The sequence below is a fragment of the Pseudoroseicyclus sp. CXY001 genome (genome assembly GCF_041714655.1).
Lineage (GTDB): Bacteria > Pseudomonadota > Alphaproteobacteria > Rhodobacterales > Rhodobacteraceae > Pseudoroseicyclus_A.
In genome coordinates this window covers 24,723-46,339 of the sequence record NZ_CP168219.1, presented here as the reverse complement: position 1 = coordinate 46,339, position 21,617 = coordinate 24,723, and the positions used below count along the sequence as shown (strand labels likewise).

Here is a 21,617-nt window from a genome sequence, read left to right as displayed (position 1 = left end):
GCCCCGATGAAGAAGCTCCTCCTCCCCCTGCTCCTCGCGCTCCTCGGCACCGGCGGCGGTGTCGGCGCGGCGATGTTCCTCTTCCCCTCCGCTGCGGAGGAGGAGGCGCCCGGCCCCTGCGGCGACGTGCCGGCCGAGGGTCACGAGCCCGAGGCGGCGCTGGAGGAGGCGGAGACGGTGGCCGATGCGCCCACCACCAACGAATATGCCAAGATGAACAACCAGTTCGTCATCCCCGTCGTGCGGAACGGCAATGCGGATTCGATGATGCTGCTGTCGCTCTCCATCGAGGTGCCGCCGGGCCAGCAATCGGTGATCTTCGCCCATGAGCCGCGGCTGAGGGACGTGTTCCTGCAGGTGCTTTTCGATCACTCCAATACCGGCGGGTTCGACGGCAACTTCACCGAGGCGGCCACCATGCGGAACCTGCGCGACGCGCTCCGCGCCGCCGGGCGGGCGGTGCTGGGCGAGGTGGTGATCGACGTGCTGGTGACCGACATCGTGCGCCAGAGGCTTCAGGGCTGAGGGCGGCGCGGGGGGGCAAAATTCTTCTGCGAAGAATTTTGGGCCCGGATGGCGGGCGGCGGGACTGGTTGAGAGTGTGGACCGGGGGGCTGTCTGCCCCCCGTCGCCTTTGGCGACTCCCCCCGAGGATTTGTTTGGAGCAAAGACATGGGGGGTGGGGCGAGGGTGACCTACCGGCCTTCGCGTTCGGCGCGGGTCTCCTGCAGGCGGCTTTCCTCGAGGGCGAGGCGGCGGCCGAGGCGGGAGGCGGCGACGGACTGGCCGAAGAGCTTGGCGAGGCGGGCGCGCTCGACTTCGATCTCGGCGCGCAGGCGCGCCAGCTCCATGTTGAGCGCCGTGATCCGCCGGGCAACCCACGCCTGCCACTTGAGGTCGGCGCCGGTGCGGGTGGCGGGATCGTCGAGCGGCAGGGCCGCGGCGCCGGCCCGGGCGCGGGAAAGCTCGGCAATCTGCGCCTCGAGCGCCGCCTGCTTGCGGCGAAGCACGGCAAGGCGGCCCTGTTCGGCGCGGAAGCGCGCATCGGCCAGCGCCGCCAGCCCGGCCATCTGACCCGACCGGCTCACCATCCGCGCGCCCGCGCCGCCTTGCGCATCCGCTCGGCGAAGCGGATGGCGGCGGCGACGGCCTTGTAATGCTCGCGGCTGATCTCGGCGCCGATCTCGACGGTGGCATGCAGCGCCCGTGCCGTCGGCGGGTCGGCATGGATCGGCACGCCATGCTCGGCCGCGATCTCGCGGATGCGGAAGGCGATCTCGTCCACCCCCTTGGCGACGCAGGTGGGGGCGCGGCCCGACGACCTCTCCCATTTCAGCGCCACGGCGTAATGCTCGGGGTTGACGATGACCACATCGGCCCGCTCCACCTCGATCAGCATCTTGTTGAGCGCGATATCAACCGCCTTCTGGCGGCGCTGCTGCTTCATGTGGGGGTCGCCCTCGCTCTCCTTCATCTCGTCGGTCAATTCCTTGCGCGTCATCATCAGCTTGCGGCTGTGTTCGGCGCGCTGGAACATGTAGTCGACGACGCCCAGCGCCAGCGCGACGAGGAGCACGATGAGCATGATGCCGGCGAGGAAATCGCCCAAGAGGAGCGCGATCTGTCCGGGCTCCAGCGCCATCGCCTCCATCATCTGCGGCAGCTCGCGGCGGATGTAGAAGCCGAGGATAGCGGAGTAGAGCAGGAGCTTGAGGAAGCTCTTGAGGAACTCGAAGAGCCCCGCCCGGCCGAATTTCTGCTTGAGCTGGCTGAGGGGCGAGATGCGCGAGAGCTTCGGCTGCAGCTTCTGCCCCGAGAAGACCACGGCCTGCTGGGCGAGGAGCGTCAGCAGCACCAGCGCCGCCGGCAGCGCGAACCAGGGCGCGCTGGCGGAGAGCGTGCCGGTGGCCAGAGGCTCCAGCGCCGCCTGGGGCGAGCCGGTGAAGACCAGCGCCGCCAGCTCCGCCGCATGGCCGAGCGCGCCGGAGAGCGTGCCGCCGAGCGACGTGAGGCTGGCGCCGCCGAAGACCGAGGCGGCGAGCAGGATGCCGCCGTAGCCGGCGGCGGTGGCGAGGTCGGTGGATTTGGGGATGTCGCCCTTGCGGCGCGCGTCGTCGAGCTTGCGCTGGGAGGGCGCGAATTCCTTCTCGGCCGAGTCGTCGTCTTCGCCGCTCATGGCGCGAAGGGCGCGCCCATGAAGGCGAAGAGCGCGTCTGTCCAGAGCGAGAGGAGGAGCGGCGCGGCGGCGAGGAGCAGGATCAGCCCGCCCGCGGTGGCGGCGGGCGCGCCGACGAGGGTCACCATGAGCTGCGGCATGGCCCGGTTGATGACGCCGAGCGTCACCTGATAGGCGAGCCCGGCGAGGACGAAGGGGGCGGAGAGCGAGAAGGCGAGCGCCAGCATCCGCCCGGCCTCGGCGAGGCCGATCTCGGCGACCTCGGCGGGGAGCGGGTAGGCACCCGGGGGCAGCATGTCCCACGAGATCAGCAGGTATTCGGCGAGGCGGATGTGGAGCCCCAGGATCGCCGCCAGCGCCAGGCCCGAGATGACAAGCAGGTGGCCGATGACCGGCTGCGGCTCGCCGCCGGCGCTGGCGCCGAAGATCTGGCTGAGCGAGACCGATTGCGCGGCGATGGTGCCGGCGACCTGCAGGGCGAAGACGAAGAACCTCAGCGCCAGCCCGAAGAGGAGGCCCGCGAGCACCTCGGCCCCCGCGGCGAAGCCCCAGCCGGCGAGGCCGGCGGGGGCGGGCCCGTAGAGGGGGGCGACCAGCGGCAGGCAGATCACCACGAAGGCCAGCGCCAGCGCCGTCTTCACCCGGCCCGGCACCGCCTGGTTGCCGACGAGCGGCAGGAGCCACATGGCGGCGCCGACGCGCAGGAAGACGAGCACGGCGATGGGCAGCCAGCCCTCCGCGAGGCCGAGGAGCGCCGCGAGCTCAGCGCTCCCCAGGGTCACGCCGCCACCAGCCCGACGAGGGCCGGGCGCGCATCCATGCCGATCTCGTCGAAGGAGAGGACGGGGTTGGGGATGCCCTTGGCCATCAGCACGGTCTTGAGGAACCGCCGGCGCCGGGCCGAGGTGACGAGGGCCGGGAAGGTCCCCGTCTCGCCCGCCCGGGCGATGCGGTCGGCGATGCCGTTGGCGAGCTTGTTGAAGGCCTCGGGCGGCAGGGCGACGTCGGAGGAGCCGCGATCGCCGGGGATCTGGTAGGCCGTGAAACACTCCTCCCACTCTGGGGCGAGCTGCACCAGCGGGATGGTGCCGTCCTCGCGGCGGAGCTCGGCGACGAGCTGGAAGCCGAGCCGCTGGCGCACATGCTCGGCGATGAGGTCGGCGGCATTGTGGAGCTGCCGCCCCTCCGCCGCCGCCTCGATGATGAGCGGCAGGTTGCGGATCGACACGCGCTCTTCCAGCAGCAGCCGGAGGACGGAGAGGAGCGTGTCGATCGGCAGCTTCTCGGGGATCAGCTCGTCGATCATGCGCTTGTTCGCCTCAGCGCGGCCGGCATCGGAGAGCGAGACGAGCTCGTCCAGGAGCCGGCGGAGCGCCTTGAGCGTCAGGAGCCGCGGGAAGTTGCGCTTGATGACCTCGAGGAGGTGGGTGGCCAGCACCTCCGGCGGGCTGACGGTCGTCATGCCGGCGAGCTGGGCCTGCTCCTGGTCGGCCTTGGCGATCCAGCGGGCGGGGGCGCCGTAGACGGGCTCCTTGACGTCCTCGCCGGGCAAGGCGCCCTGATCGGGGCCGGAGAGGAGCGCGAGAAAGCGGTCGGGCCGCAGCCCCTCGCGCACCTGCTCGACGCCCTGGATGCGGATCACATAGGTGCCGGGCGGCAGGGCGGCGTTGTCGGTCAGCCGGATCTCGGGGAGGATCACGCCGAAGGCGGTGACGACATGCGCCCGCATGTTGGCGATGCGCGCGTCGAGCCCGGTGGCGGCGTCGAGCACCATCTCCACCAGATCCGGCGCGAATTCCACGTGGATGTCGTCGAGGTCGAGAAGATCGCCGAGCGAGGTCTGCTTCGGCTTCGGCGCGTCATCGGTCGGGGCGGCGGCGGCCGCCACAGCCTCCGCCGCCTGCCGCCGGCTGACGGAGAAGGCGATGCCGCCGAGGAGCGCCGCGCCGATGACGAAGGGCGTGAAGGGCAGGCCGGGGACCAGCGCGAAGAGCAGCATGAGCACGGCGACGGTCCCGAGCGCCGCCGGATGGCGGCCGAGCTGGCTGAGGAGCGCGGTATCCGTCGCGCCGGTGGCGCCGCCGCGGGCGAGGAGCAGGGCGGAGGCGACGGAGATGATGACGGCCGGGATCTGGCTGACGAGCCCGTCGCCGACGGTGAGGATCGAATAGGTCTCGAACGCGCGGGAGAGTGGCATCCCGTGGATGACCACACCGGCGATGAGGCCGACGACGAGGTTGAGCGCGGTGATGAGGAGCCCGGCGACGGCATCGCCCTTCACGAATTTCGACGCGCCGTCGAGCGAGCCGAAGAAGGTCGTTTCCTGCTGTTCGCGCTCGCGCCGCGCCTTCGCCTCCTTGTGGTCGATGGCGCCGGCGGACATGTCGGCGTCGATGGCGAGCTGCTTGCCCGGCATCGCGTCGAGCGCGAAGCGGGCGCCGACCTCGGCCATCCGCGCGGCGCCCTTGTTGATAACCACGAAGTTGACGATGAGCAGCACGCCGAAGACGACGAGCCCGAGCATCACCGAGCCGCCCATGACGAAATCGGCAAAGCCTTCGATGACATGGCCGGCGGCGGCGGTGCCGGTATGGCCCTGGCCGATGATGAGCTTGGTGGAGGAGACGTTGAGGCTGAGCCGCAGCATCAGCGAGGCCAAAAGCACGGTGGGGAAGGACGAGAAATCCAGCGGGCGCTGGATGAAGAGCGTCACCGTGAAGATCAGGATGGCCAGCCCGAAGGAGGCGGCGAGGCCGAGGTCGAGCACCATGGGCGGCATGGGCAGGATCATCATGGTGATGATCGCCATCAGCGCCAGCGCCAGGAGGATCGTCGGCTGGAAGATGGTGGTCTTCGGCATGGCTCAGCCCTCCTCGCCGGGACGGGCCGTTGGAATCGCCTGGCGCCGCGAAGGCGCCCCTGTCGCTGATCGCATGTCTGAGACCGCCGCCTTCTGCTGCCGCCCGGATGTCTCCCAGACGCTAGAGGGGCTTGGTTACCATCCGGTAAGGACGGGGCGGCCCGCCCTGACGGGCGGGCCGCCAGGTCTCAGGCCGGTTGCGGCGCGGGGGCGGTGCTGCCGAAGGGGCGGAAGGTCATGGCGACGAGGAAGGCGCCGAGCCCCAGGACGAAGCTGGTGATGTAGAGCCCGCCATAGGTGCCCGTCCGGTCGAAGATCCAGCCGCCGACCACGGGGCCGATGGCCATGCCGAGCCCGCCGCCGAGCCCGGTGCCGCCCATGATCGTGCCCATCATCCGCATCGGGAAGTTCTCGCGCACGAGGACGGAATAGAGCGGCATGATGCCGGCATAGATGAAGCCGAAGATCGCGGCGACGGTGTAGAAGGCCCAGAGCTCGCGCACGAAGAAATAGGCCAGCGCCCCGAAGGCCTGGGCGAGGAGCCCGGCCACCAGCACGCGCTTGGCGCCGAGCCGGTCGGCGAGCACGCCGAAGCCGATGCGCCCGCCCATGCCGGCGAGGCCCTCGATGGAATAGATCGACACGGCCGCGACCGCGGCGATGCCGCAGAGCTGGGCATAGCTCACCGTGTGGAAGATCGGCCCGGCATGGGTGGCGCAGCAGAGGAAGTTCGTCAGCACCAGCACGATGAACTGCGGCGAGCGCAGCGCCTGCCGGACGCTCATGCCGGCGGAGGCGAGGGCGGGCATCGGGACGAGCCCCGCTCCCCCGCCCGCTTCCGGCGCCGGATCCATCTCCGGCTGCGGCGGCGGGCGGCGGATGAGCAGGCTGAGCGGCAGCGTCACCCCGGCGACGATCGCCGCCATGATCGCGAGCACGCCGCGCCAGTCGTGGCTTTCCGCCAGCCAGGCGGCGAGCGGCGACATGGTGACGGGCGCCAGCCCCATGCCGGCGGAGACGAGCGAGACGGCGAGGCCCCGCTGCGTCTGGAACCATCCCATGATCGTCGCCATCATCGGTGCGAAGAAGGCGCCGACGCCGGTGCCGGCGAAGATCCCGAAGGCGATCTGGAAGACCGGCAGCGAGGGCGCCGCCGAGGCGCCCCAGAGCGCGGCGGAGAAGAGCACCGCCCCGGCCATCACCGCCACGCGCGTCCCGAACCGGTCGGAGATCGCGCCCCAGAGCATCGAGGTCAGCGCCATTGCGAGGAAGGCGAAGGTCATCGCCGCCGAGATGCCGGTGCGCGACCAGCCGGTCGCCTCCGACATCGGCAGGAGCAGCACGGGCAGCGCGAAGAGCGAGCCCATGGCGATGCAGCCCATCACGCCGCCCACTGCGACCATGACCCATCTGTACGGTGATTGTTCCACGCGCAATCTCCACGCTGATTCCGTTCATGTTGATATCAACATTAACGGCGCCGAGCAAGCAGCCGGTTGCCCCCCGGGGGCGAAGCCCGATATGGCTCTGCAACCAGCCGGGAGGAGGTCTGACATGGCGAAACCGCGTTTCACGCGCGAGGATGCGCTCGCGTTCCACATGGAGCCGTCGCCCGGCAAGTGGGAGGTGTCGGCCACCGTGCCGATGACCACGCAGCGCGACCTGTCCCTCGCCTATTCCCCGGGCGTCGCCATCCCCTGTGAAGAGATCGCCGCCAATCCCGAGGCGGCCTATGATTACACGAACAAGGGCAACCTCGTCGCCGTGATCTCGAACGGCACCGCCGTCCTCGGGCTGGGGAACCTCGGGGCGCTGGCCTCCAAGCCGGTGATGGAAGGCAAGTCGGTGCTCTTCAAGCGCTTCGCCGACATCAACTCCATCGACCTCGAGCTCGATACGGAAGACCCGGATGCCTTCTGCGAGGCCGTCCGGCTGATGGGGCCGAGCTTCGGCGGCATCAACCTCGAGGACATCAAGGCGCCCGAGTGCTTCATCATCGAGCAGCGCCTGAAGGAAGAGATGGACATCCCCGTCTTCCATGACGACCAGCATGGCACGGCGGTGATCTGCGCGGCGGGGCTGATCAACGCGCTGCACCTCTCCGGCAAGAAGATCGAAGACGTGCGCATCGTCCTCAACGGCGCCGGCGCGGCGGGGATCGCCTGCCTGGAGCTGCTGAAGTCCATGGGGGCCCAGCCGCAGAACTGCATCATGTGCGACACCAAGGGGGTGATCTGGCAGGGCCGCACCGAGGGCATGAACCAGTGGAAGAGCGCCCATGCCGTGGTGACGGAGGCGCGGAGCCTCTCGGATGCGATGAAGGGGGCCGACGTCTTCCTCGGCGTCTCCGCCAAGGGGGCGGTGACGAAGGAGATGGTGGCCTCCATGGCGCCCGATCCGGTGATCTTCGCCATGGCGAACCCCGACCCCGAGATCACGCCGGAGGAGGCGCACGAGGTGCGCCCCGATGCCATCGTCGCCACCGGCCGGTCGGATTATCCCAACCAGGTCAACAACGTGCTCGGCTTCCCCTATCTCTTCCGCGGCGCGCTCGACATCCATGCCCGCGCCATCAACGACGACATGAAGATCGCCTGTGCCCAGGCGCTGGCGGCGCTGGCGCGGGAGGATGTGCCCGACCAGGTGGCGCTGGCCTATGGCCGCAACCTGACCTTCGGGCGGGATTACATCATCCCGACGCCCTTCGACCCGCGGCTGATCCACAAGATCCCGCCCGCCGTGGCGCGGGCCGGCATGGCGACCGGCGTCGCCCGCCGGCCGATCGAGGATATGGAGGCCTATGAGCAGGCGCTGATGGCGCGGATGGACCCGACGGCCTCGGTGCTGCGCGGGCTCTATGCCCGGGCCCGGGCGGCGCAGGCGAAGATCATCTTCGCCGAGGGCGACGACCCGCGCGTGCTGCGCGCCGCGGTGGCCTTCCAGCGCTCCGGCCTCGGCCGGGCGGTGGTCGTCGGCCGGCAGGCGGATGTGGAGGAGAAGCTCGGCGCCGCCGGATTAGGCGATGCGCTGGGCGAACTCGAGATCACCAACGCCGCGCGGACCGAGCATTTCGAGACCTACAAGGGCTTCCTCTACGACCGCCTGCAGCGGAAGGGATTCGATGCGCAGGACATCCACCGCCTCGCGGCGCGCGACCGGCATGTCTTCGCGGCGCTGATGCTGGCGCATGGCCATGGCGACGGCATGGTCACCGGCGCGACCCGCAAGAGCGCGCATGTGCTCGAGCTCATCAACCACGTCTTCGACGCCGGCCCGCATGACGGCGCCGTCGGCGTCAGCGCGGTGATGCACAAGGGCCGCATCGTGCTGATCGCCGACACGCTCGTGCATGAATGGCCGGAGGAGGAGGACCTCGCCGACATCGCCGAGCGCGGCGCCGCTGTGGCGCGCCACCTCGGGCTGGTGCCGCGCGTGGCCTTCGTCAGCTTCTCGACCTTCGGCTATCCGGTCTCGGAGCGTTCGGCGAAGATGCACCGCGCGCCTGTGGTGCTCGAGGGTCGGGGCGTCGACTTCGAATTCGAGGGCGAGATGGCCGTCGACGTGGCGCTGAACGCCCGCTCGGCGGAGAACTACCCGTTCTCGCGGCTGACCGGCCCGGCCAATGTGCTTGTGGTGCCGGCGCGGCACTCCGCCTCGATCTCGGTCAAGCTTATGCAGGAGATGGCCGGCGCGACGGTGATCGGGCCCATCCTCACCGGCGTCGACCGGCCGATCCAGATCTGCTCGACGGTCTCGACGGTGAACGACATCATGAACATGGCGGTCATGGCGGCGGTGAAGGTGGGCTGACGGCGGGCCCGGGTGGAGAGGCTGGGGGGCCGTCTGCCCCCCAGCCCCCCCGAAGGGTGTTTGGAAAGGGGCAGGGGCAGGGTGACGATCTTCAATCTCGGCTCGATCAATGTCGATCACGTCTACCGCGTGCCGCATATCCCGGCGCCGGGGGAGACGCTGGCCTCGCTCGATTACAGCCAGGGGCTCGGCGGCAAGGGCGCGAACCTCTCGGTCGCCGTGGCAAAGGCGGGAGCGGCGGTGGTGCATATCGGCGCCGTGGGGGCGGGGGCCGAGCGGGTCATGGCGGAGCTGGAGGGCCATGGCGTGGCTTTGGGCCATGTGGCGCGGCGCGAGGGGCCGACGGGCCATGCCATCATCAATGTGGACGCGGCGGGCGAGAATGCCATCGTGCTCCTCCCCGGCGCCAACATGAGCCTCACCGAGGCGGAGGTGACGGCGGCGCTGGCGGGGGCCGGGGCCGGCGACATCTTCGTCACCCAGAACGAGACCAACCTGCAGGCTGAGGCGGCGCGCGCCGCGAAGGAGGCCGGGCTGAAGGTCTGCTACTGCGCGGCGCCCTTCGACGCGGCGGCGGTCGAGGCGATGCTGCCCCATGCGGACCTTCTCATCCTCAACGCAGTCGAGGCCGGGCAATTGCAGGAGGCGACCGGCAAGGCACCCGGGGGCCTTGGCGTGGCGGATGTCGTCGTCACGCGCGGGGCGGAGGGGGTGACCTGGCACGGGGCCGGGGCCGGGCCGGGGGGCGCGCGGAATTTCGCGGCCATCAAGGTCTCCGCCGTCGATACGACGGGGGCGGGAGACACTTTCGCGGGCTACCTGCTGGCCGGGCTTGAAGAGGGGATGGAGATGCCGGAGGCGATCTCGCTCGCTCTCCGCGCCGCGGCGCTGAAGGTCACACGGGCCGGGGCCGCCGCCGGCATCCCGCATCGCGCCGAAGTGGACGCAACGCTCTGATGCGGACGGGCTGGCGCTTTCCGCCGCCGTGCCTATCTTGAGCGTGAACCAACCTGTCAGGGAGGCGCAAATGCACCCCAGATCCCTCATCGCCGCGCTGGCTTTGCCCGCGCTCACGGCCCTTGCGGCCCCTGCCGCCGCGCAGGAGGGCGATGCCGCGAACGGCGAATCGCTCTTCGGCCGGCAATGCGTGGCCTGCCATGTCGTGGTCAACGACGCGGGCGAGACGCTGGCCGGCCGCAATGCGCGCACCGGCCCCAATCTCTATGCCATCGACCAGCGGCCGATCGCCGGGATCGAGGATTTCCGCTATGGCGATTCGATCGTGGATCTCGCCGCCGCCGGCGGGGAGGGCGCGCCCTGGACGGCGGAGCTGTTCATTCCCTACGTCCAGGATCCGACCGGCTTCCTCCGCGAGCATCTAGAGGATCGTCAGGCCCGCTCGAAGATGGCCTATCAGGTGCGCAGTGCCCAGGATGCCGCTGATATCTGGGCCTATCTCGTGAGCCTCTCGCCCGAGTGAGGCTTGCGCCGCCCGGGCGCTGGCCCGAAGACTGGCGGCATGACCGAGACAAGCACACACGCCTCTGAAGAGGACGCCCGCAACGAGACCCTGCAGCTCTGGCTGAACGGCCGCGTCGTGCCGAAGGCCGAGGCGCTCGTCTCGATCTACGATTCCGGCTTCATGCTGGGCGACGGCGTCTGGGAGGGGCTCAGGCTCTACCACGGGCGCTGGGCCTTCCTCGATGAGCATCTCGCCCGGCTCTTCGAGGCGGCGAAGGCCATCGACCTCGACATCGGCATGAGTGCCGACGCGCTGGCGGCGGCGCTGGACGAGACCCGCGCCGCCAACGGCATGCAGACCGATGCCCATGCCCGGCTGATGGTGACCCGAGGCGTCAAGCACCGGCCCTTCCAGCACCCCGCCCTCTCCCGCTCCGGCCCGACGGTCGCGATCATCATGGAGCATTCGAAACCCGCCATCGGCCGGCCGATCCGGCTTGCCACCGTGCCGCATTTCCGCGGCCTGCCGATGAGCCAGGATCCGAAGCTCAACTCCCATTCCAAGCTCAACTGCATCCTCGCCTGCATCGCCGCCGAGAAGGCGGGGGCGGACGAGGCGCTGATGCTCGACGTGCATGGCTTCGTGAACACCACCAACGCCTGCAACTTCTTCATCGTCCGCCGCGGCGAGGTTTGGACCTCGACGGGCGATTATTGCATGAACGGCATCACGCGCCGGAAGGTCATCGAGCTCTGCCGCGCGAACGGCATCCCGGTCTTCGAGCGCAACTTCTCGCTGGTGGACACCTATGGCGCCGACGAGGCCTTCCTCACCGGCACCTTCGGGGCGCAGACCCCGGTGAGCGAGATCGACGGGCGGCGGATCGGCGAGGGGGGCCTCGGCCCGGTGACGGAGCGCATCCGCGCGCTCTACAAGGAGCTGGTCGGCGCATGAGGATCGCCATGTGGTCCGGCCCGCGGAACCTCTCCACCGCCATGATGTACAGCTTCGCCGCCCGCGGCGATTGCGCGGTGGTGGACGAGCCCTTCTACGGCGCCTGGCTGAAGGCCGGCGGCGCGCAGCATCCGATGCGCGAGGAGATCCTCGCCGACATGGAAACGGACGCAGAGGCCGTTGCCGCCGCTTGCATCGCGCCGATCCCCGGAGGGCTGCCGCATCTCTACCTCAAGCTCATGCCGCACCACATGGCCGAGGGCTTCCCCTTCGGCTGGTCGGAGGAATGCACCCATGTGCATCTCATCCGCCATCCGGCGCGGGTGGTGGCGAGCTACGGGGCGCGGCGCGACCTGCCGGAGCTGGAGGAGCTCGGCTATAGCCAGCAGTTCGACATCTACCGGCGGCTGCCCGGCCCGGTGATCGACAGCGCCGACATCCGCGCCGATCCGGCGGGCGCGCTGGGGCGGCTTTGCGCCGAAATCGGGCTGCCCTATACCGATGCGATGCTCCACTGGCCCGCGGGCGGGCGAAAGGAGGATGGTATCTGGGCGAAGCACTGGTACGCTGGGGTCCATGCCTCGACCGGATTTGCCGGTCCCGAGGGGCCGCTCCCCGAACTCGACGGACGGGCGGGGGCCCTGGTGGAAGAGGCGATGCCTTTTTACACAGCCCTTGCCGAGGCCCGATTGAAATGAATGAGCACCCCGACGGCCTTGAGGGCCTGGGTCACCTTCCGGACATCCTGGACGAATTGAACGCCGACCGCCGCCGCGCCCTCATGCGCATGGGGCTGATCGCCGGGCTGGGCGTGGTCTTCGACCTCGCGCTGGTGCTGTTCCTGTCCGGGAATGCGGCGATCCTCTTCGTCATCATCGCCTTCGCGCCCGGCTGGGTGCTCGTCGCGGTGCTGGTTGCGGGGCTGAACTTCCGCGCCCGGCGCGCCCGCAAGGTCATGCCGCTCCTCGCCGCGGCGGCGGGAATGCATCATTCCTGGGGAACGACGCCGGCGGCCCGGCTGGAGGAGGCGCTCGTCCTGCCGCCCGGCGGCGACACCAAGGTGCAGGACGACGGGCTGAGCGGAAAGCTAGGAGACATCAGCTTCACCTCGCACGACCTGCGCCTGATGACGACGGGCAAGAACAGCCGCTCGCTCTTCAACGGCATCGTCCTGGGGATCGAGCCGGTGACGGGCGGCGCCATGTATCTGCGCGTGCATGTGCCGGAGTTCGGCGGCGGCCGGGCGGGGCAATGGGCGCATGACCGGATGGCGCCGACGCCCCGGGGGTGGCTGCAATCCGGCACCGTCGAGCTCCGCCGGGGGACGCAGGCGATCCTACATCCGGCGCTGGAGCCGCCGCATTTCGACGTGGCCGCCGCCGCGCAGGCCGTCGAGGCGGTGCTGCCCGACAAGGCGCAGATCTTCCGCATCCGCCAGGGCAAGGAGCGGGCGGATATCGCCATCACGCTGACGGGCGGGCTCTTCGACCTCGGCGGGCTCTTCACCTCCGAAGAGAAGGTGCGCGAGAAGATGGACGACGCGCTGGCCGCCATGGCCCTGCCCGCCAAGGTGGCAGACGCCTGGACGGCGGGGCAGCCGGCATGAGCGGGGGCGAGGCGGCAGATCCGCTCTCGGCGGTCCCCGAGCTTCTGGAGGGGCTGCGTGCCGAACGGCGCAAGCTCCTGCGGTGGCTGGGCCTGGCCGCGGCGGGCACGGCGCTCGTTTCGGTCGCGCTCTTCGTTCTGATGGGGACGGAAGCGACGCCGATCGTGGCGGTCCTCCTCATCGCGTTCGGCATCTATGTGGCGCTCAGCGATTCGCGGCTCCGCTATGCGCGCACGCACCGGCTTGCGCCCCGGCTCGCGGCGGCGCTGGGGCTTCGCCACAGCCAGACGCGGGCGGACGTGCCGCTCTTTCAGTCGCGCGGGCTCGTGCCGAAGAACGCCGCCACGGTGCCGCTCGACGATTGCATCTCGGGCGAGCTCGGCGGCGTCAGCTATGCCGGGTATGACTTGCATCTGAAATCCGGCGGCGAGAACAAGTCGACGCTGTTCCACGGCATCATCGTCACGCTCTCGCCGGTGGGGCCGGGCGCGGCCTTCGTCGCCGAAGGCCCGGCCAGCGCCCTGCCGCCGGGACTGATCGGCAGCCTCATGGCCCGGATGAGCTCTCGCCCCGAGGGCATGGAGGAGGCCGGCGAGATGGAGCTGGACGGTCGCCCGCTGCCGATCCTGACGCCGGGCGGCGCCGAGCCCGGCTTCGATGTCGCGGCGGCGGTGCGCGCCGTCGCGGCCGAACTACCCGAGGAGGCGGCGTTCTTCCGCGCCCATCAGGCCGAGGGGGAGGCGACGATCGCCATCGTGCTTCACGGCGGGCTCATCGACCTCGGCGGCATTCTCGCCAGCGAGGCGGCGCTCGCCCGGCGGATGGATTCCGCCCTTGTCCGCATGGGGCTGCCGGCCAAGATCGCCGGCGCCTGGACCTCGGCTCAGCTGCCGAGGTAGCCGGCGAGGCCGGGCGGCGGGTTGTCCAGCAGCAGGCCGGTCGCGGCGGGCGGCAGGGCGCGGCCGTCTTCCACCACGATGATCTGCGCGGCGATGGCGCGGGCATCCGCCGGGTCGTGGGTGACCATCAGCAGCGTCCGCCCTGCGGCGTGGAGCGTCTCGTCCACCAGGGCCAGCATCTCCTGCTTCAGCCCGGGCCCGAGGGCGGCGAAGGGCTCGTCCATCAGGATCAGCGGCTTGTCGGACAGAAGCACGCGGGCCAGCGCCGCGCGGCTCCGCTGCCCGCCGGAAACCTCGGCGGGCCGGCGCTTGCCGAGATCGGCAAGGCCGGTGCGGGCGAGGGCATCCGCGACCTCGGCGGAGCCCGCGTGTTTCAGCGAGGGGCCGAGGGCCAGCCCGACATTCTCGGCGAGGGTCAGATGCGGGAAGAGGTTATGCTCTTGAAAGAGCATGGAGACCGGCCGCTCCGTCGGGGGCAGGGCGGTGATGTCCCGCCCCTGCCAGAGGATTCGCCCGGCGGCCGGCGCCAGGAAGCCGGCGATGCCGCCGAGGAGCGTCGACTTGCCGCCGCCGGAGGCGCCCATGACCGCATGGGTCTGTCCCGCCGGGACGGCGAGATCGGCGCCGAGGCGGAAGCTCCCCTGCACGAGGGTCACGCCCTCCAGTGTCAGCCCGTCAGGCCCGGACATCGCGGCCTCCCCTGTCGAAGATCCAGAACATGCCGAAGGCGAGGAGCACGAGAAGCAGCCCCGCCCCCGCCGCCTCCCCCATCCGGTAGGCGCCCATCGCGCGCGACATGGCGAGCGGCAGGGTCTGCTGCTCCTGGCTGGCGAAAAGCGCGATGACGCCGAGGTCGCCCATCGCCATGGCGGCGATCAGCCCGGCGGCGAAGCCGATGGGGCCGCGCGCGAGCGGCACCAGCATCAGCCGCCAGCGACGGAGGCCGCCGAGGCCGAGCTGGTCGGCCAGCCTGCCGTAATCCGCCTCCACCTGCGCCAGCGCGGGGCGGAGGATGCGGTAGGCGAAGGGCAGGGCGACGAGCGCGTTGACGAGCACCGTGGCCGGCAGCGCCAGCGCCTCGGGCCGGATCACGCGGAAGAGGATGATGAAGATCCCCGTCCCCGTCACCAGCGAGGAGGCGGAGAGCGGCAGCGCCGCCGCGACCTCCGCCAGGCGGCCGCCGGCCCTTGCCATCACCAGCGCCATGGCCATCGCCAGCGCCGTCGCCGCGAGCGCCACGACAATCGAGCGGAGCGCAGCCCACCAGATTGTCGGCGGTAGATCAAATATCCATGTCGCGCCAGAGGCGACAACCGCCGCGAGCGGTAGCGCCAAGAAGAGCCCGGCGAGGCCGATCACCCCGGCATCCAGCCAGAGCGGGCCCGGCGGCAGCCGCGCCTGCAGGCCGAGCCCCGGCGCCGCCACCGGCGCCAGCGCCGCGCGCCCGGCGAGCCCGAGCGCCGCGAGGCAGACGGCGCATTGCGCTACCGCCATCAGCGCCGCCTTGCCGAGGTCGAACTCGAAGCGCAGCGCCTGGTAGATGGCGAGTTCCATCGTCGTCGCGCGCGGCCCCCCGCCGAGGGTCAGCGCCACCGCGAAGGAGGTGAGGCAGATGAGGAAGATCAGCAGTGCCGCCCCCGGCAGCCGCTGCCGCAGCATCGGCCATTCCAGAAAGCGGAAGCGCGGCAGGCTCAGCGCCTCCGCCAGCCGCCAGTGCTCGCCGGGGATGGCGGCATAGCCGGAGAGCAGCATCCGGCAGGCCAGCGGCAGGTTGAAGAACACATGGGCGAGGATCACCCCCTGCGGCCCGTAGATCGAGAGCGGCGGCAGGCCGAGCGGCGCCAGCGCCGCGTTGATCCAGCCGTTCCGCCCGAAGATGGCCACCAGCCCGAAGATCGCGACGATCACCGGCAGGATGAACGGTGCCCCGATGAGCGAGAGGAACGCCTTTCGCCCCGGAAAGCGCCGGCGCATCAGCGCCCGCGCCAGCGGCACGGCCAGCGCGCAGGACAGGGCGGCCGAGGCCGCCGCCTGCCAAAGCGTGAAGCGGAAGGCCGCCCAGTCGCCGGGCGTCGGCATCCCGGCCCGGCCGGCCCACAGGCCGACGGCGGCAAGCGGCCCCAGCACGAGTGCCAGGGCCGCAAGCGCCATCGCCGCGCCTAGCGCGCGAGAGCGGTGCGCCATGCCTCGATGGCCGCGTCACGCCGCGCCGCCGCCTCTTCGGGGGAGTAGAGCAGCGAGGTCTCGGGCGTCACCAGCCCGTCCCACCCCGCGCCGAGCCCGCCTTCGGGCATCGTGACCGGATACATCCAGTTGGTCTCGGGGATCACAGACTGGAAGCCCTCGGTCAGCATGAAGGCCAGGAAGGCGTCGGCCAGCTCCGGCACGTCGGTCGCCGCGAGCTTGCCGGCCACTTCGACCTGCATGTAGTGGCCTTCCTCGAACGCCATCGCCGCCTTGGTCTCGTCGCCCTCGGCCACGATGTGATAGGCCGGCGAGGTCGTGTAGGAGAGCGCGGCATCCGCCTCGCCCTCGGTGAAAAGGCCATAGGCCTCCGACCAGCCGGGCGTGACGGTCAGGATGTTGTCGGCCAGCGCCGCCCAGATCTCCGGCGCCTCGTCGCCATAGGCGGCCTCGACCCAGTAGACGAGCCCGAGCCCGGGGGTGGAGGAGCGGGGGTCCTCGATGACCACCTGCAGGTCGCTCTCGGCCAGCTCGCGGAAGCTGGTCGGGAAGTCGTCGCCCACATTGCCGACAAAGGCGAACCAGCCCCAGTCATAGGGCAGGAACAAGGGGTCGTCCCAGGCGACCGGCATGTCGAGCTCGGGCGTGACCCCGTGCGGCGCGAAGAGCCCCGTCTCCGCCGCGGCGGCGATGAGGTTCGTGTCGAGCCCGAGCACGATGTCGGCCTCCGAACGCGCGCCTTCCAGCCGGATGCGGCTGAGAAGCGCGGCGCCCTCGCCGAACGCCTCGAAGGAGACGGTGCAGCCGCACTTCTCCTCGAAGGCGGCGGCGATGACCGGGCCGGGGCCGTAATCGGTGACAAAGCTGTCATAGGTGTAGATCGTCAGTTCGGGCGTCTGGGCCAGGGCCGCCGAAGCAGCCAGGCTCAGCCCCGATGCGAGTGCGACGCGCATGGCGTTCTCCTCTCATGCGGGGCGGAAAGACGGCATGAGAGCATTGCGCTCCAACCTTCCCTCCGCCGGGTCTAACCGGTTCAGGTTCAACGGGTTCGCGGGTCACCGCATCTCAGCCAGGCATCGCAGCCTGGAACCCCGAGGTGCGGCGGAAGATAGGGAAGAGCCCGGCGGGCGCAAGGGGATTCCCCTTTGCGCCGGGCGCAGGGCTGGCCTAGAGATGGCGCGGTTTTCCGGGAGCCCTGTCATGAGCCTCAACAGCTACGGCCATCTCTTCCGCGTCACGACCTGGGGCGAGAGCCACGGGCCGGCGCTCGGCGCCGTGGTCGACGGCTGCCCCCCCGGCGTGCCGCTGACGGAGGCCGACATCCAGCCCTGGCTGGACGCCCGCCGCCCCGGCCAGTCGAAGCACACCACGCAGCGGAAGGAGCCCGACGCGGTCGAGATCCTCTCCGGCACCTATGAGGGGGTGACGACGGGGACGCCGATCTCCCTCATGATCCGCAACACCGACCAGCGGTCGAAGGATTATTCCGAGATCTCCCGCCAGTTCCGCCCCGGCCATGCCGACCTGACCTATCATCTGAAATACGGCGTTCGCGATCCGCGCGGCGGCGGGCGCTCGTCGGCCCGCGAGACGGCCGCCCGGGTCGCCGCCGGCGGCGTGGCGCGCGCCGCGCTGGGCATGCTGGCGCCGGAGCTGAAGATCACCGGCTACATGGTGCAGATGGGCGAGAAGCACATCGACCGGGCGCGCTTCGACGCGGCGGAGATCGGCCGCAACGACTTCTGGTGCCCTGACCCCGGCGTGGTGGAGGAGTGGGCCGCCTATCTCGACCACCTCCGCAAGGACGACCACAATTCCGTCGGCGCCGTGATCGAGGTCGTGGCGGAGGGCGTGCCCCCCGGCCTCGGCGCGCCGGTCTACGGCAAGCTCGACACCGAGCTGGCGGCAGCGATGATGAGCATCAACGCCGTGAAGGGCGTCGAGATCGGCGCCGGCATGGGCGCGGCGGCGCTCACCGGGCGCGAGAATGCCGACGAGCTCTTCTGGGGCGAGAACGAGGGGCTTTCGTTTAGCTCCAATCATGCGGGCGGGATTCTCGGCGGCATCTCCTCCGGCCAGCCGGTGGTGGTGCGCTTCGCGGTGAAGCCGACCTCCTCGATCCTCTCGCCCCGCCGCTCGATCGACGTGGAGGGCAACCCGGTGGAGCTCATCACCAAGGGCCGCCACGACCCCTGCGTCGGCATCCGCGCCGTGCCGGTCGGCGAGGCGATGATGGCGGCCGTGCTCCTCGATCACCTGCTGCTCGACCGGGGGCAGACCGGCGGGGTCCGGGGGCGGATCGGCTGAGGCGGGGAGCGGAAACCTCATGGTTTCCGCCTCCGGTCTCCATAGGGAAATCGGCGCCCGGAGCAGCGGCCACGGTGCCGCGCAGGGCGAGCGCCGGCCCGGGGGGTGGCGCTCCTGACTGTTCCGCAGGGCACTTTATGGTGCAGCTACCTCCTCGCCCACAGCGATGCGCTGCCCCTCGGGAGCGCCAGCCCGCGGGACGGGCCGGCGCTCGCCCTGCGCCGTTCCGGCGCGTACCGGGCGGGGCACAGCTCCAACCGTCGCACCAGGCGTAGGGTGGGTTTTAAACCCACCGTATTCATCCCCCCATCTGCTTCAGATAATCGTTCAACAGCCCCACCCGCCGGGGCCGGAAGCTCTCGCCCGTCCGCTCGGCCGCCGCCACCTGGTGCAGGTTGAAGCGGCGGAACCCCTCCCTCAGGCAGCACCAGGCGAGGAGCTGGTGGCGATCCTCGGTGAAGACGAGCCCGAGCGGGTAGACGACCCGCTCCGTCTCCGCCCCGGCCCGGTCGGTATAGCGCATGTGCACCGCCTCCTCGTCCCAGGCCGCTTCGCGGAGGAGCGCCATCCAGGGCGGTGCCGCGGGGCGCTCGAAATAGCGGTAGGCGTGGAGCACGTTGTGCATGGCCTGGCGCTGCACCCGCTCGGGCAGGGTGGCGACGATCTTGGCGAGGGCGCGCTCCGCCGCCTCCGCCAGCGCCGCGTCGCCCCAGGAGCGGATCTCGGCGAGGCCGAGCGCCAAGGCCTCGACCTCCAGCCGGTCGAACATCTGCGGCGGCAGGGCCGGATCCTCGGTCAGCGTGTAGCCATAGCCCGCCTCGCCCTCGATCCGCGCCCCGGCGGCGCGGAGGGCGGCGATGTCGCGGTAGAGCGTCCGCTCCGAAAGCCCCAGCTCCTCCGCCAGACGCGCGGCTGTCACCGGCGGGCGAAGCCGGCGCATCAGGTCGAGGAGGCGGAGAAGGCGATCTGCGCGGGCCATGGGTGCTCCTGTCAGGTTCTGACAGGGGCCAAGGAGCATGGTGGCGCCAGCTTCACAAGGCTTTCACCGGCGCCCGTCCACGGGCCCTCGATCAGGAGACCCACGTTGATCACCCTCTACCACTCCCCCCGCTCGCGCTCGACGCGGGTCGTCGCCCTTGCCCATGCGCTCGGCGCGCTGGACCGCATCGATCTGAAGATCGTCGCCATCCGCCGGCAGGATGGCACCGGCGGCGCCGATCCGGCGAATCCGCATCCCGACGGCAAGGTGCCGCTTCTCGTCGAAGACGGCATCGCCACCTGGGAATCGGGCGCCATCATGCTCCGCCTGACGGAGCTCTTCCCCGAGGCCGGGCTCGGCGTCGGCGAGGGGCCGGAGCGCGGGCGCTTCCTGTCGTGGATGCATTGGTACGGCTCGGTCTTCGAGCCGGTCTATCTGGCGCAGGTCGACGGGGTCACCGATCGCGGCGCCATCCATGCCGCCATCCGCGGCGTGCCGGAGGCGGTGGCGCGGCTGCAGGCCGCGCTCGCCGAGGGGCCCTGGCTGATGGGCGAGCAGCTGACCGCGGCGGATTTCATCGTCGCCTCCACCTATCTGTGGTTCCCCGAGGCGACGCCGGACGTGGCGAAGGAATGGGTCGCCCGGGTTGCGGCGCTACCGGCCTTTCAATGGGCCGTGGCCCATGACGAAGAGCTGATGGCCGCCGCCTAGCGGCGCGGCATCGCGGGGGCGGCGGTGGCCGCCTCCGCCTCCGCCACGCGGGGCGGGGCCTTCGAGAGCTGCACGGCGAGGATGCCGGCGGCGATGATGGCAACGCCGATCCCGTCGAGCAGCGTCAGCCGCTCGCCCAGAAGCACGGCCGCGACCGCCACGCCGATGAACGGGTTGAGGAAGTGGAAGGCCGAGGCCTTCACCGTGCCGATGCGCCGCACCAGCAGGAACCAGATCCAGGTCGCCACCAGCCCCGGGAAGATGGTCGTATAGGCGAAGGAGAGCACCAGCGTGGAGCTCCAGGCGATCTCTGCCCCCCGCTCCAGCGCCAGGGCCGGTAGCCCGACGGAGACGGCGCCGACGAGCATCTGCAGGCCGATGACCATCACAAGGTTGCCGGAGCCCGAGGCGCCCTTCACCGCCAGCGTCGCTACCGCCAGCGCCAGCGCGCCGATGACGCAGAGCGCGAGCCCGAGCCCGACGGCGCCGCCCTCGATGCGGGTCGCCATGATCAGGGCCACGCCCGCCATGCCGGCAACGAGGCCGGCCAGCGCCAGCGGCCCCGGCCGGTCGCCCAGCACCACCCAGCCGAGGAAGGCCACGATCAGCGGCATGGCGGAGGCGATGATGGCGGCGACCGAGGCCTCCACCCACTGCATGGCGACGAAGTTGAGCCCGAGATAAAGCGCGTTCTGGCAGATGCCGAAGATCACGATGGCCGTCCACGTCCGCCGGTCGCGGGGCAGGTGCTGGCCGAGCGCCCGCGCCAGCGCGATGGCGATGATCCCGGCGAGCAGGTAGCGCGCCGTCAGCGCGGTGAGCGGCGGCGCGGCGGTGACGATGATGCGGGCCGAGGTGAAGGCCGAGGACCAGAAGAAGGCGAAGGCCAGCCCCATGCCGATTGCGCGAATGTCCATGGGGTCTCCTTCCAGCTCGGCGGGGAGGCTGGAGCCGCAGGCGGGAAAAGTCCATGGGGGCGGCAGGGCAGCCCGGCTGTTCAAAGGAGCGCCTGCGGCGCATTCCATCCCTTGAGGGGGGGGCGCTCGCGCCCCCCGTCGGCCCCTTGAGGGGCCGACTCCCCCCTGAGGATTTCCCTGGAGCAAAGACGGGGGCGGGGGGCCGGGGCCGGGGGGAGGGGGCAGCAGCCGGAATGCAAAAAGGGCTGCCCGAAGGCAGCCCCTTGCACGCGCTGGCCTGACAGGATCAGGCGTTGACGCTGTCTTTCAGAGCCTTGGCGATGGTGACTTTCACCGCCTTGTCGGCTTCCTTCTTCATCTGCTCGCCGGTGGCCGGGTTGCGGACCATGCGCTCGGGGCGCTCGCGGCAGTAGACCTTGCCGATGCCGGGGATCGTCACGGCACCACCGGCGGACACTTCCTTGGTGATGATGTCGGCCAGGGCGTCCAGGGTGGCGCTGGCGGATTTCTTGTCGGACTCGGTCGCCTCGGCCAGCGCGGCGACGAGCTGGGCCTTGGTCATCGGTTTCGCCATGTCGTAGGTCTCCTTCCATCATGCCCGAGGACTTGTGGATAACTCCCACAAGTCGCCCGTCGTTTGGCTATCCACACAACGATTTGTGTAGGGTTGCAAGCCTTTTTCACCCTTATATGCCTTTTTTTATTGGTTTTCCGAGAGGAATGGCCGCGTTGGCACAAACCCGCTCATGGGC

The 21,617-nt window shown here is 70.5% G+C and carries 21 protein-coding genes and 1 riboswitch; of the genes, 10 read left to right on the top strand and 11 right to left on the bottom strand.

The annotated features are described in order from the left end of the window. The first annotated feature begins 6 nt into the window (after positions 1-6). Positions 7-525: a flagellar basal body-associated FliL family protein gene (locus ACAZ03_RS00215; protein WP_373355322.1), complete on the top strand. Its 519-nt coding sequence runs from the start codon at positions 7-9 to the stop codon at positions 523-525. 170 nt (positions 526-695) lie between these two features. On the opposite strand, the gene ACAZ03_RS00210 is transcribed toward ACAZ03_RS00215, so the two are convergent. From ACAZ03_RS00210 to ACAZ03_RS00190, 5 genes are all read right to left on the bottom strand, one after another. After that, positions 696-1,091 (bottom strand): hypothetical protein, encoded by a 396-nt coding sequence (locus ACAZ03_RS00210; RefSeq protein WP_373355321.1) that lies wholly within the window; start codon positions 1,089-1,091, stop codon positions 696-698. Further along, positions 1,085-2,176: a flagellar type III secretion system protein FlhB gene (gene flhB / locus ACAZ03_RS00205; RefSeq protein ID WP_373355320.1), complete on the bottom strand. Its 1,092-nt coding sequence runs from the start codon at positions 2,174-2,176 to the stop codon at positions 1,085-1,087. Before flhB ends, ACAZ03_RS00210 begins: the two co-directional genes overlap by 7 nt. Then, positions 2,173-2,958: a flagellar biosynthetic protein FliR gene (locus ACAZ03_RS00200; RefSeq protein WP_373355319.1), complete on the bottom strand. Its 786-nt coding sequence runs from the start codon at positions 2,956-2,958 to the stop codon at positions 2,173-2,175. The genes flhB and ACAZ03_RS00200 overlap by 4 nt, the downstream gene beginning before the upstream one ends. Then, complete coding sequence (flhA, locus tag ACAZ03_RS00195; protein ID WP_373355318.1) at positions 2,955-5,036, bottom strand: flagellar biosynthesis protein FlhA; 2,082 nt, start codon at positions 5,034-5,036, stop codon at positions 2,955-2,957. The genes ACAZ03_RS00200 and flhA overlap by 4 nt, the downstream gene beginning before the upstream one ends. A gap of 188 nt (positions 5,037-5,224) precedes the next feature. Further along, positions 5,225-6,466, bottom strand: a complete 1,242-nt coding sequence (locus ACAZ03_RS00190; protein ID WP_373355317.1) for an MFS transporter — start codon at positions 6,464-6,466, stop codon at positions 5,225-5,227. Between the two features lie 124 nt (positions 6,467-6,590). On the opposite strand from ACAZ03_RS00190, the gene ACAZ03_RS00185 reads away from it, so the two are divergent. From ACAZ03_RS00185 to ACAZ03_RS00155, 7 genes are all read left to right on the top strand, one after another. Then, positions 6,591-8,846 (top strand): NADP-dependent malic enzyme, encoded by a 2,256-nt coding sequence (locus ACAZ03_RS00185; RefSeq protein WP_373355316.1) that lies wholly within the window; start codon positions 6,591-6,593, stop codon positions 8,844-8,846. Between the two features lie 81 nt (positions 8,847-8,927). Continuing rightward, on the top strand, positions 8,928-9,803 hold the full coding sequence (locus tag ACAZ03_RS00180; protein WP_373355315.1) for a ribokinase: 876 nt from the start codon (positions 8,928-8,930) through the stop codon (positions 9,801-9,803). Positions 9,804-9,873: 70 nt separating this feature from the next. Further along, on the top strand, positions 9,874-10,326 hold the full coding sequence (locus ACAZ03_RS00175) for a cytochrome c family protein (RefSeq protein WP_373355314.1): 453 nt from the start codon (positions 9,874-9,876) through the stop codon (positions 10,324-10,326). Between the two features lie 39 nt (positions 10,327-10,365). Then, entirely contained in the window at positions 10,366-11,262 is an 897-nt protein-coding gene (locus ACAZ03_RS00170; RefSeq protein ID WP_373355313.1) for a D-amino acid aminotransferase, read from the top strand. Then, entirely contained in the window at positions 11,259-11,960 is a 702-nt protein-coding gene (locus tag ACAZ03_RS00165) for an HAD family hydrolase (RefSeq protein WP_373355312.1), read from the top strand. The genes ACAZ03_RS00170 and ACAZ03_RS00165 overlap by 4 nt, the downstream gene beginning before the upstream one ends. Further along, complete coding sequence (locus ACAZ03_RS00160) at positions 11,957-12,868, top strand: hypothetical protein (protein WP_373355311.1); 912 nt, start codon at positions 11,957-11,959, stop codon at positions 12,866-12,868. The genes ACAZ03_RS00165 and ACAZ03_RS00160 overlap by 4 nt, the downstream gene beginning before the upstream one ends. Then, on the top strand, positions 12,865-13,767 hold the full coding sequence (locus tag ACAZ03_RS00155; protein ID WP_373355310.1) for a hypothetical protein: 903 nt from the start codon (positions 12,865-12,867) through the stop codon (positions 13,765-13,767). Before ACAZ03_RS00160 ends, ACAZ03_RS00155 begins: the two co-directional genes overlap by 4 nt. Here the strand turns inward: ACAZ03_RS00155 and ACAZ03_RS00150 are convergent. The 3 genes from ACAZ03_RS00150 to thiB are packed head-to-tail and all read right to left on the bottom strand — an operon-like array spanning position 13,752 to position 16,904. Then, positions 13,752-14,456 (bottom strand): ATP-binding cassette domain-containing protein, encoded by a 705-nt coding sequence (locus ACAZ03_RS00150; protein ID WP_373355309.1) that lies wholly within the window; start codon positions 14,454-14,456, stop codon positions 13,752-13,754. The two genes, ACAZ03_RS00155 and ACAZ03_RS00150, sit on opposite strands and share 16 nt — an antisense overlap. Beyond that, complete coding sequence (locus tag ACAZ03_RS00145; RefSeq protein ID WP_373355308.1) at positions 14,443-15,951, bottom strand: thiamine/thiamine pyrophosphate ABC transporter permease ThiP; 1,509 nt, start codon at positions 15,949-15,951, stop codon at positions 14,443-14,445. Before ACAZ03_RS00145 ends, ACAZ03_RS00150 begins: the two co-directional genes overlap by 14 nt. Next, the gene (gene thiB, locus ACAZ03_RS00140; RefSeq protein WP_373355307.1) at positions 15,927-16,904 is read right to left on the bottom strand and encodes a thiamine ABC transporter substrate binding subunit; all 978 of its coding nucleotides are present in this window, start codon (positions 16,902-16,904) and stop codon (positions 15,927-15,929) included. Before thiB ends, ACAZ03_RS00145 begins: the two co-directional genes overlap by 25 nt. A 40-nt stretch (positions 16,905-16,944) precedes the next feature. Next, a riboswitch (TPP riboswitch) is annotated at positions 16,945-17,055 on the bottom strand. A 96-nt stretch (positions 17,056-17,151) separates the two neighbouring features. On the opposite strand from thiB, the gene aroC reads away from it, so the two are divergent. After that, complete coding sequence (gene aroC, locus ACAZ03_RS00135; RefSeq protein WP_373355306.1) at positions 17,152-18,258, top strand: chorismate synthase; 1,107 nt, start codon at positions 17,152-17,154, stop codon at positions 18,256-18,258. Positions 18,259-18,556: 298 nt separating this feature from the next. On the opposite strand, the gene ACAZ03_RS00130 is transcribed toward aroC, so the two are convergent. Continuing rightward, positions 18,557-19,237 carry a helix-turn-helix transcriptional regulator gene (locus tag ACAZ03_RS00130; protein ID WP_373355305.1) on the bottom strand — a complete coding sequence of 227 codons (681 nt, stop codon included), beginning with the start codon at positions 19,235-19,237 and terminating at the stop codon, positions 18,557-18,559. Positions 19,238-19,342: 105 nt separating this feature from the next. Between ACAZ03_RS00130 and ACAZ03_RS00125 the strand changes: the two genes are divergently transcribed. Further along, a complete protein-coding gene (locus tag ACAZ03_RS00125; protein ID WP_373355304.1) occupies positions 19,343-19,948 on the top strand; it encodes a glutathione S-transferase family protein in 606 nt (201 codons plus the stop codon). Here the strand turns inward: ACAZ03_RS00125 and ACAZ03_RS00120 are convergent. Together ACAZ03_RS00120 and ACAZ03_RS00115 are read right to left on the bottom strand one after the other, a co-directional pair. Next, positions 19,945-20,865 carry a DMT family transporter gene (locus ACAZ03_RS00120; RefSeq protein ID WP_373355303.1) on the bottom strand — a complete coding sequence of 307 codons (921 nt, stop codon included), beginning with the start codon at positions 20,863-20,865 and terminating at the stop codon, positions 19,945-19,947. The two genes, ACAZ03_RS00125 and ACAZ03_RS00120, sit on opposite strands and share 4 nt — an antisense overlap. Positions 20,866-21,151: 286 nt before the next feature. After that, positions 21,152-21,439 (bottom strand): HU family DNA-binding protein, encoded by a 288-nt coding sequence (locus ACAZ03_RS00115; protein ID WP_373355302.1) that lies wholly within the window; start codon positions 21,437-21,439, stop codon positions 21,152-21,154. Positions 21,440-21,617 lie beyond the last annotated feature (178 nt).

What these genes read in the sequence shown, in the direction of transcription:
- flhB (WP_373355320.1), bottom strand. Translation starts at nt 2,176, where the DNA reads ATGAGCGGCGAAGACGACGACTCGGCCGAGAAGGAATTCGCGCCCTCC.
- ACAZ03_RS00130 (WP_373355305.1), bottom strand. Translation starts at nt 19,237, where the DNA reads ATGGCCCGCGCAGATCGCCTTCTCCGCCTCCTCGACCTGATGCGCCGG.
- thiB (WP_373355307.1), bottom strand. Translation starts at nt 16,904, where the DNA reads ATGCGCGTCGCACTCGCATCGGGGCTGAGCCTGGCTGCTTCGGCGGCC.
- ACAZ03_RS00120 (WP_373355303.1), bottom strand. Translation starts at nt 20,865, where the DNA reads ATGGACATTCGCGCAATCGGCATGGGGCTGGCCTTCGCCTTCTTCTGG.
- ACAZ03_RS00215 (WP_373355322.1), top strand. Translation starts at nt 7, where the DNA reads ATGAAGAAGCTCCTCCTCCCCCTGCTCCTCGCGCTCCTCGGCACCGGC.
- ACAZ03_RS00150 (WP_373355309.1), bottom strand. Translation starts at nt 14,456, where the DNA reads ATGTCCGGGCCTGACGGGCTGACACTGGAGGGCGTGACCCTCGTGCAG.
- ACAZ03_RS00145 (WP_373355308.1), bottom strand. Translation starts at nt 15,951, where the DNA reads ATGGCGCACCGCTCTCGCGCGCTAGGCGCGGCGATGGCGCTTGCGGCC.
- ACAZ03_RS00175 (WP_373355314.1), top strand. Translation starts at nt 9,874, where the DNA reads ATGCACCCCAGATCCCTCATCGCCGCGCTGGCTTTGCCCGCGCTCACG.
- ACAZ03_RS00165 (WP_373355312.1), top strand. Translation starts at nt 11,259, where the DNA reads ATGAGGATCGCCATGTGGTCCGGCCCGCGGAACCTCTCCACCGCCATG.
- ACAZ03_RS00155 (WP_373355310.1), top strand. Translation starts at nt 12,865, where the DNA reads ATGAGCGGGGGCGAGGCGGCAGATCCGCTCTCGGCGGTCCCCGAGCTT.
- flhA (WP_373355318.1), bottom strand. Translation starts at nt 5,036, where the DNA reads ATGCCGAAGACCACCATCTTCCAGCCGACGATCCTCCTGGCGCTGGCG.
- ACAZ03_RS00170 (WP_373355313.1), top strand. Translation starts at nt 10,366, where the DNA reads ATGACCGAGACAAGCACACACGCCTCTGAAGAGGACGCCCGCAACGAG.
- ACAZ03_RS00115 (WP_373355302.1), bottom strand. Translation starts at nt 21,439, where the DNA reads ATGGCGAAACCGATGACCAAGGCCCAGCTCGTCGCCGCGCTGGCCGAG.
- aroC (WP_373355306.1), top strand. Translation starts at nt 17,152, where the DNA reads ATGAGCCTCAACAGCTACGGCCATCTCTTCCGCGTCACGACCTGGGGC.
- ACAZ03_RS00210 (WP_373355321.1), bottom strand. Translation starts at nt 1,091, where the DNA reads ATGGTGAGCCGGTCGGGTCAGATGGCCGGGCTGGCGGCGCTGGCCGAT.
- ACAZ03_RS00185 (WP_373355316.1), top strand. Translation starts at nt 6,591, where the DNA reads ATGGCGAAACCGCGTTTCACGCGCGAGGATGCGCTCGCGTTCCACATG.
- ACAZ03_RS00160 (WP_373355311.1), top strand. Translation starts at nt 11,957, where the DNA reads ATGAATGAGCACCCCGACGGCCTTGAGGGCCTGGGTCACCTTCCGGAC.